This window comes from Actinomadura sp. 7K534, assembly GCF_004348575.1.
In the GTDB taxonomy this organism is placed as follows: domain Bacteria; phylum Actinomycetota; class Actinomycetes; order Streptosporangiales; family Streptosporangiaceae; genus Spirillospora; species Spirillospora livida.
In genome coordinates this window covers 41,076-48,292 of the sequence record NZ_SMKB01000030.1, presented here as the reverse complement: position 1 = coordinate 48,292, position 7,217 = coordinate 41,076, and the positions used below count along the sequence as shown (strand labels likewise).

Here is a 7,217-nt window from a genome sequence, read left to right as displayed (position 1 = left end):
CTTCCCCACCCACCCCACATCGCAATCGAACGGTAACCCACTGTTATCTTCCCGGAGAGGTCGCCCCAGGTCGGCCGACGGCAATGCGCCCGGCTACGGCGAGTCCCATCGCTGCCAGAGCATTTCCACGCCCAGCACGATGGCGCACAACACCCCCACCGACCCGGGGAAGGCCACGAAGGCCACATGGATCGGGCTGCTCTCGTCCGGGAGGAACAGGTCCGCCCACCCCAGGGCCAGGGCCAGAGCCGTGGCGATGCCGCCGACCCGGGACGACCATTCGAAAAGGTACGCATGCCATGGCTTCGAGGCCGCCGAATTTCTCGAACGCACATCAATGCTAAAAAAGATCAGCAAAACGGCGAGGAACGAAATTAAACTGACCATATCGGCCGACGGCATCTGACGCACACCGCGATCCTAGAGAAGAACGCTCAGAGACGTGGTGCCGTCAGAGCCGGGCTCATTGATCCGATATCTCCAGGAGTCGCTGACGGAGGACGTAGCCGTCCGTCGCCCTGATGAACACGTCATCGCCTCGGACTGCCATCCAGATGGGGCGGTCCGGGTCGGCGATGATGCCGAACGTCGGGAACTCGCGCCTCAGCTTGGCGAGGTAGGCCGTCGTGCTGGGGTGCCATGCTCCGTGCGCGGAGGGGTTCAAGCGGGGGCTCCCAGATAGCCCTTGATCATGACCAGGGCGTCGGTGATGCGTTCGGACTCCGCAATGGGCTGCTGCCAGGACGTGAAGTACCAGTAGCGCCCCTCGTCCCCGTCGTGCGGTCGGCAGGTGATCGTGTCACCGGCGACTCCTCGGGCTCCACAGCAACTACGCGCGGTGGAGGTCACGTTCCGGACGACCAGTCCTCCGGCCACGTGATGAGTCGTGAAGCCGTGCGCCTTGAGGTGCATTTCGAGCGCCTTGAGACGCACGTACGACTCGACGGCCGGGGACTCGTGCTCGGGGATGCTCACGGCCGCCTCCTCGTGGACTCGGCGAGGGCGATGCGCTCGGAGAGTCGGGTCTGCGCGTCGCAGAGAAGCCACAGTTCGCCCTCGTCCTGCGCCTGAACCTCGCCCAGGCAGCCGTTGAGCACCTGGTAGTCGCTCAGTTCGCCGATCCGGTGTGCGATGAACCCGTCGTCCAATCGCTCGCCCCGCCAATCGGACACGAAGGGCATTTGCCCTATTGTTGTGGAATTATGCGATACCGACCTCTTTGGCATCTCGGGGACCTCGTTGTCTGTCGTTGCGTCGAAAAGCTTGCGAACAGCCTCATGGTCCGGGTTAAAGTGCGCTAGTGACCGTTCCACACTGCCGGTCAAGCTGAGCCAAGATCGACACAACCAGCCCTCGCTGGTTTACCCCCCGGAGGCTCCAAATGGGTGAAAATCGAGCGCGCATCTTCTTCGGCACGGAACTCCGCCGCCTGCGCGACAAGGCCGGCCTTACGGGAAAGGAACTGTCGGACGCACTCGGCTGCACCCCGCAGTGGATTAGCACCATGGAGAGCGGGCGCAAGGTCTCGGGACAGAGCGCGCTCGACCTCGACACCTATTTCAAGACGGATGGCTACTTCCACCGACTCTGGAAGCTCGCCAACGATGTCGAAGTCCAGACCATCCTTCCGCCCGGCTTTCCGGAGTACCTGGAACACGAGAAGAAGGCGACGTCCTACCGTATCTTCAGCATGCTACTCATCAGCGGTTTGTTCCAGACCGAGAACTACACTCGCGCCATCCTCGATGCCAACGACGGGACCAACGCCGCCGAACTCGCGGCAAAGCGGATGGAAAGGAAGGCAGTCCTTGACCGTGAGATCGTGCCACACACCTGGGTCGTCCTAGACGAGACCGTACTTCGGCGCACTGTAGGAAGTCCCGAGATCATGCGCGAGCAGCTAAATCACCTGCTTGAGGTCTCGAAACGGATCAACACAATGCTTCAAGTCGTGCCGATTAGTGCGGGATACCACGCTGGCCTCGGTGGAAGCTTTACTCTGTTGACTTTCGACGACAGACCCGACCTCGCCTACACAGAGTCAGCAGGTGAAGGACTCTTGATCGAGCGCCCTGACAGGATCCGAGACAAAGTCGTACGCTGGGACCTGCTCCGCGGCTACGCACTCCCTGTTGAGGAGTCCCGGGCTCTGATTAGGACGGTGATGGAAGGTCTATGAACGAGGTGCTTCGTGTCCAGTGGCGAAAGAGTCGCCGAAGTGGTCACAGCGGTGGCGATTGCGTTGAGGTAGGAGGTCTCTGGCGCAAGAGCAGCCACAGCGATCATTCGGGTGGCGAGTGCGTTGAGGTGGCAGACCTTGCCCCCATGGTCGGTGTTCGGGACTCCAAGGACCCGGACGGGCCGAAGCTGGCCTTCAGCGCCTCGGCCTGGTCGGCGTTCACTCGCTCGGTAAAGAGCAACGCGCACGACCTCGCCTGATCTCCCCCCGCTCGACTCCGTGAGCCCTCGGCCCGACGTGGCCGGGGGCTCGTCACGTTCCGGTTCGTGCGATGCACGACCAGCGCCACCCGCTGGGCGCGCGAAGGCCCATGGCTGGACCCGCGTCCACCGTCCCGTCCCCGCCAACGGGTCGCCTCGATGCCAGAGGAGGAGACGAACCCGTCCGGCCCCGGACGGCAGGCTGACGCAACCTGAGGCCGCAGAGTCCTCCCCTGACGACGCCCGGTGAACCAAGTGGCCCAAGCTGAGGGCCACGCCCGTTCCTCACCGCCGCCCGTATCCGCCACCAGCGCCGCTACAGCAGAACCCCGCACGCGCGACCGCGGAGTGGGCCCGGCCGCCGTCCGGGCGTAGCCGACGCAAGAGTATTTTCAAGGTCCGCGCGCCCTCTCCTGTCCAGAACCGGACTTTGCGGCCGATGCTCCAGGAGAGGACCGAACCGCCCCCCGACCTGCCATGAAAGCGCCCAGTTACTGACCCTCGCAATCCAGTCCCATCCCCATAAACCGACGGCTACTTACGATCTTTTACGGTTTCGCGTTACCATTCCACGACCTGCGCGTCCGAGACTGGAAATCCAGGCGACGACAAGGTCTGACATGAATGGTCATGAGTGTTTTGGAACGGTTCCAGAGGGACCGCCGGCGCCGTTATCGATCGCGGTGATCGGGGACGTGCGGGTCGAAGTGCGGGCACGCCTGAACGAACAGGCATTCGAGGACACGCACGTCGACCACCTGGAGTTCACACCTGTCGACGCCGTGCTGGCGGGGACCGCGATCAATTTCGCGAAGCAGGCCGTGCGCTGGTTCGATGCCGTGCACGTGATCTCCCGGATCGGCCGCGACCACCACACCGACGACATCGTCCGTTACCTGTCCCGGCTGGTGACGAGCTGTCATCTGCCGACCTCGGCCGGCGTCGCCAACGGCAGGACGATCGTCCTAAGAGACCGGAACGCGAGAAGGATCATCGCCGCGGACGACACCACCCCGATCCGGGAACTGTCCGTGACGGACATCGAAGAGGCGCACGGCACGATCTCCGGCAGCGACGCCGTCTTCGCCGACGGCTACCTGCTACTCGCGGAACCATCGCGTACGGCGGTCACGGCCGCCATGAAGATCGCGAACGAGCACGGCACGGTGTTCTGGCTCGACCTCGTCCCGCACGACATGGACAGGTACCTCGACCTGGACACGATCGAGCCCCTGATCAAGCGGGCGGACATCATCGTGAGCCAGGCGCGGACCATGGCCGCGCTCCTCGGCCTCCCCGATCAGTACCCGTATCGGGAGAGCGGCTTCCCCGCCCTGCTCGCCGCGCTGGCGAAGCTGTCCGACGAGAAATGCACCTGGTACCTGCGCCACGGCGATCACGACATCTCAAAGGTGCTGGTCAGCCGGGCGGGGCGGCGGGTACGCGCCTACGGCACCGGATTCGTCGAAGAGAAGTCGATGGCCGGTTTCGGTGACCGCGTGACCGCGGCCGAAATGCACGACTACCTGCGACGGCAGCGCGCCGGCGCCGACTGAAAGGAAGCCATGCCTTCTCACAAGGCCGGAGCCACGACGATACGTGGACTCCACCACGAGCTCGACCAGATCATCCCGACCGTCGGGGTCGGGGCGATGGTGCTGCGCGACAACAGGGTGATGCTTGGGGAGCGGAAAGGCTCGCACGGCGCGGGCAGTTACGCCTGGTGCGGCGGCGGGCTGGAGTTTGGGGAGAGCCTGGAAGAAGCCGTCGCCCGCGAACTGGAACAGGAATCGGGGCTCGTGCTCACCCGGGCGGAACTGTTCTGCGTCAGCAACATCCGTGAGTACGACCGCCATTACATCGACTTCGAGTTCATCGTCGAGGCCACCGGCGAGCCCGTGAACAGAGAGCCGCGCAAGTCCGGGCCCTGGCAGTGGTACTCACTCGACCGGCTGCCGAATCCGCTCTTCCGGCCGGTCGAGATCGCGCTCCGCAGCCACCGGCGGCGCCGGCCCGGCCAGGTCGTCTACAACGAGTAGGCGCGGCCTCCCCCCGACAGAACGCACGGTGACGCGGCCGACCCCCGGGTGGAACCATGCATTCCAAGCTCACTCCCAGCAGTTGGATCTATCTCCTCGTCCACGCGCTCGTGTTCTTCGTCGGCGTCTCGCTCCTGGCCATCGACCACACGGTCGCCCTCGCCGTCGGCACCTCGATGATGGCCACGGGACTCGCCGGATGGGTCGTCTTCTTCTGGGTCCGCCAGAACGAGGTGTCCGCGCGCAGCCTGCAGAACCTCGCCAAGCTCGGGATCGTGGACGGCTTCCACTACCGCTCCGTCCCGATCCGCGACCAGTACGAGCCGCGTTTCCAGAAGGCGCGCCGCGAGATATCGATCATGGGTTTCGGGTTGCGGGCACTGCGCGAGGACTTCGGTCCCCAGTTCGCGAACTGGGCCGGCTCCGCGAAGGTCCGGATACTCCTCATCGACCCCGACGCGCCCGGATCCGGATGCTCGTACGCGAACCAGCGCGACATCGAGGAGGGGAACCACACCGACAGCATCAGGAGCGACGTCGAGGCCATGCTCCGCTACACCCGGCAACTGAGGCAGGATCAACCGGAAAGCTTCCAGATCAGGCTCTACTCCTGCATACCGAGCATCAACGTCTGCGTGATCGACGACGAGGCGTTCTGGGGTCCGTTCCTGTCGAAGCGGCAGAGCCGCAACACCATGACCCTGCTCTGCCGTCGCGGCGGCCACATGTACACGGCTCTCACCGAACACTTCGAGGCCGTGTGGAGCGACTCCGAGCTGTCGCACCCGCCGGAGGACTAGCGCCATGCGCCGCACGCTCACCGCGTACCCGAGACTCCACCTGGGGCTCCTCGACACCGCCGGGATCAGCCGCCGCGTCTACGGAGGCGCGGGCTTCTCCCTGGACGGACCCCACATGGTCATACATGCCGAGCCCGCGCGGCGGCACACCGTCGAAGGCGGCTGCCTCGCCCCCGCCGAAGCGCGGCGCCTCACCGGACTCCTGGAGACGGCCGGGCTACCGGCCACGTCCCTCATCGTCGAGCGGCTGCCGCCCCGGCACGTCGGCCTGGGCACCGGGACGATGCTGTGCCTCGGCACCGTCGCGGCCACCGCCGCCTGCCACGGGCTCCGGCTGCCCCCGGAGCGCCTGTCACTGCTGAGCGGACGCGGCGGAACGTCCGGCATCGGCTGGCACGCCTTCTGGCGCGGCGGCTTCCTCGTCGACTGCGGGCAGCCCAACACCGGGCAGGCCATGCGGCCGAGCAGCGCCGGAGCGCCGCGCGAGAGCCCTCCGCTGTCCGTCGCGCTGCCGATCCCCCGGCACTGGGCGTTCGCCCTCCTGATGCCCGCCTCGGGGACGAGCGTCTCGGGGACGCGGGAACGCGACTTCTTCGCCGAGCACACGCCCACCCCCGAACGTGAATGCCTCTGCGCCTTCGCCGCCCTCTACCACTCCATCGTCCCCGCCGTCGCGAACGCGGACCTGCGGCTCCTGCGCGACGGCCTGGCGGAGTTCCAGTCACTCGGGCTCAAGAAGGCGGAGATCTCGTGCCAGCCCTTCTCGGTACGTGCCCTCCTGGAAACGCTCCACGAATCGGGCGTGCCCGCCGGGATGAGCAGCCTCGGCCCCCTGGTGTTCGCCGTCCACGAGAGCGGCGACGCCATGTCGCGGAGCGCGATCCTGGATGCCGCCGAACGCCACGGCGCCCGGATCGTCGCGTCGCCGCGTCCCAGGGACTTCGGGCACCTCATGGACGGCCGTACGGTGACCCTCCCGTCCGGCCGCGCCGTTCCCACTCCGGCACCACCCCTGCAAGCGCCGGCGATCCCCGCGCCGTGACTCCGGCGAGCTACCTTTCCTCACGCGAATGGACGGCAAAGACGGCCCGCGGCGAACCGCTCGCCGCGGGCCTTCGTAGAACAGGTACTTCCTGCCATTACCCAGACTCTCGGATGGCATTCACTGCGATGAGTCATCGCCCGCGCCGGGATTGCTCGTCGGATATTCGCCGATGCCGTGACCCCGGCGGGGTGGGAACCGGGGTCACGGGTCGGTGACCGGGCGGGCTGACGTCAGGCCCGCCCGGTCACCCGTGGATCAGGCCGCGGCGAAGTTGTACTTCGCGGTGACGGTGGCGGAGCCCGGGCACAGCCAGCCGCTGGTCCTGTTCACCGTCTGGTTGGCGAAGTTGGCGGTGACCGGGAGGTTGTTGGCGCCGGTGAAACTGCCGGTCAGGTTGCCGCCGTAGGTGCAGCCGATGGCGCTCATCGAGAAGCCGTTGAGCTTCGCGACGCCGTTGTTGAGGCTGCCGGACCACGGCAGGTTGTTGGGCGTGACCGTGACACCGCAGCCGCTGACCGAGGCGGACGTGATGGTGAGGTTGCCGTTGGCGTCGATGGTGCCGCTCAGTGTCGAGCCGGTGCACTCGGCGGGGATGCCCGCGTTGATGACCATCGTGCCGTTGAGCGTGGCGGTGAAGTTGCCGGCCGTCCAGGCCATCGCGGGGGTGGCGGTCATCGCGACGGTGACGGCCGCCGCGGCTGTGGTCGAGGCGAGAACGGCGAGTTTCTTGGTGCGGGACATGCGAGTCTCATTTCGAACCGTGGGCGTCGCGCCTGCACCCTGGAGCTGGGGTGGGTTGCCCCTTGCCTCCGCGCGAACTCCACCCGGTCGAACGAGTGGCCAATGCACGAAGAATTCGGGACGGTGGGCAGCGGTAACTCTCGTCCACGCCGA

Annotated in this window: 10 protein-coding genes; 6 read left to right on the top strand and 4 right to left on the bottom strand. The window is 66.2% G+C overall.

Annotated features, from left to right (window positions below):
* Positions 1 to 93: 93 nt before the first annotated feature.
* The 3 genes from E1266_RS09425 to E1266_RS09410 all read right to left on the bottom strand — a co-directional run bounded on the left by E1266_RS09425 (position 94) and on the right by E1266_RS09410 (position 1,181).
* Complete coding sequence (locus E1266_RS09425) at positions 94 to 411, bottom strand: hypothetical protein (protein ID WP_207945513.1); 318 nt, start codon at positions 409 to 411, stop codon at positions 94 to 96.
* A gap of 249 nt (positions 412 to 660) precedes the next feature.
* Positions 661 to 975, bottom strand: coding sequence for a hypothetical protein (locus tag E1266_RS09415; RefSeq protein WP_132045850.1), 315 nt, complete (start codon positions 973 to 975; stop codon positions 661 to 663).
* The gene (locus tag E1266_RS09410; RefSeq protein WP_132045848.1) at positions 972 to 1,181 is read right to left on the bottom strand and encodes a hypothetical protein; all 210 of its coding nucleotides are present in this window, start codon (positions 1,179 to 1,181) and stop codon (positions 972 to 974) included. The genes E1266_RS09415 and E1266_RS09410 overlap by 4 nt, the downstream gene beginning before the upstream one ends.
* A gap of 200 nt (positions 1,182 to 1,381) precedes the next feature.
* Here E1266_RS09410 and E1266_RS09405 point away from each other — a divergent pair, with 200 nt between their 5' ends.
* From E1266_RS09405 to E1266_RS09380, 6 genes are all read left to right on the top strand, one after another.
* Positions 1,382 to 2,179 carry a helix-turn-helix transcriptional regulator gene (locus E1266_RS09405; RefSeq protein ID WP_132045847.1) on the top strand — a complete coding sequence of 266 codons (798 nt, stop codon included), beginning with the start codon at positions 1,382 to 1,384 and terminating at the stop codon, positions 2,177 to 2,179.
* Positions 2,176 to 2,439 (top strand): DUF397 domain-containing protein, encoded by a 264-nt coding sequence (locus E1266_RS09400; RefSeq protein WP_132045845.1) that lies wholly within the window; start codon positions 2,176 to 2,178, stop codon positions 2,437 to 2,439. The genes E1266_RS09405 and E1266_RS09400 overlap by 4 nt, the downstream gene beginning before the upstream one ends.
* Before the next feature lie 620 nt (positions 2,440 to 3,059).
* Positions 3,060 to 3,995: a PfkB family carbohydrate kinase gene (locus tag E1266_RS09395; RefSeq protein ID WP_132045843.1), complete on the top strand. Its 936-nt coding sequence runs from the start codon at positions 3,060 to 3,062 to the stop codon at positions 3,993 to 3,995.
* A gap of 9 nt (positions 3,996 to 4,004) precedes the next feature.
* Entirely contained in the window at positions 4,005 to 4,478 is a 474-nt protein-coding gene (locus tag E1266_RS09390) for an NUDIX domain-containing protein (protein WP_132045841.1), read from the top strand.
* Positions 4,479 to 4,534: 56 nt separating this feature from the next.
* A complete protein-coding gene (locus tag E1266_RS09385; RefSeq protein WP_132045840.1) occupies positions 4,535 to 5,278 on the top strand; it encodes a hypothetical protein in 744 nt (247 codons plus the stop codon).
* A 4-nt stretch (positions 5,279 to 5,282) separates the two neighbouring features.
* A complete protein-coding gene (locus E1266_RS09380; RefSeq protein WP_132045838.1) occupies positions 5,283 to 6,320 on the top strand; it encodes a beta-ribofuranosylaminobenzene 5'-phosphate synthase family protein in 1,038 nt (345 codons plus the stop codon).
* Between the two features lie 258 nt (positions 6,321 to 6,578).
* Here E1266_RS09380 and E1266_RS09375 read toward each other — a convergent pair whose 3' ends face one another.
* Positions 6,579 to 7,064 (bottom strand): hypothetical protein, encoded by a 486-nt coding sequence (locus E1266_RS09375; RefSeq protein ID WP_132045837.1) that lies wholly within the window; start codon positions 7,062 to 7,064, stop codon positions 6,579 to 6,581.
* Positions 7,065 to 7,217 lie beyond the last annotated feature (153 nt).

Bases quoted from the DNA above. Each gene is read 5' to 3' on its own strand.
- E1266_RS09385 (WP_132045840.1), top strand. From the start codon at position 4,535: ATGCATTCCAAGCTCACTCCCAGCAGTTGGATCTATCTCCTCGTCCAC.
- E1266_RS09395 (WP_132045843.1), top strand. From the start codon at position 3,060: ATGAATGGTCATGAGTGTTTTGGAACGGTTCCAGAGGGACCGCCGGCG.
- E1266_RS09405 (WP_132045847.1), top strand. From the start codon at position 1,382: ATGGGTGAAAATCGAGCGCGCATCTTCTTCGGCACGGAACTCCGCCGC.
- E1266_RS09375 (WP_132045837.1), bottom strand. From the start codon at position 7,064: ATGTCCCGCACCAAGAAACTCGCCGTTCTCGCCTCGACCACAGCCGCG.
- E1266_RS09390 (WP_132045841.1), top strand. From the start codon at position 4,005: ATGCCTTCTCACAAGGCCGGAGCCACGACGATACGTGGACTCCACCAC.
- E1266_RS09410 (WP_132045848.1), bottom strand. From the start codon at position 1,181: ATGCCCTTCGTGTCCGATTGGCGGGGCGAGCGATTGGACGACGGGTTC.
- E1266_RS09400 (WP_132045845.1), top strand. From the start codon at position 2,176: ATGAACGAGGTGCTTCGTGTCCAGTGGCGAAAGAGTCGCCGAAGTGGT.
- E1266_RS09380 (WP_132045838.1), top strand. From the start codon at position 5,283: ATGCGCCGCACGCTCACCGCGTACCCGAGACTCCACCTGGGGCTCCTC.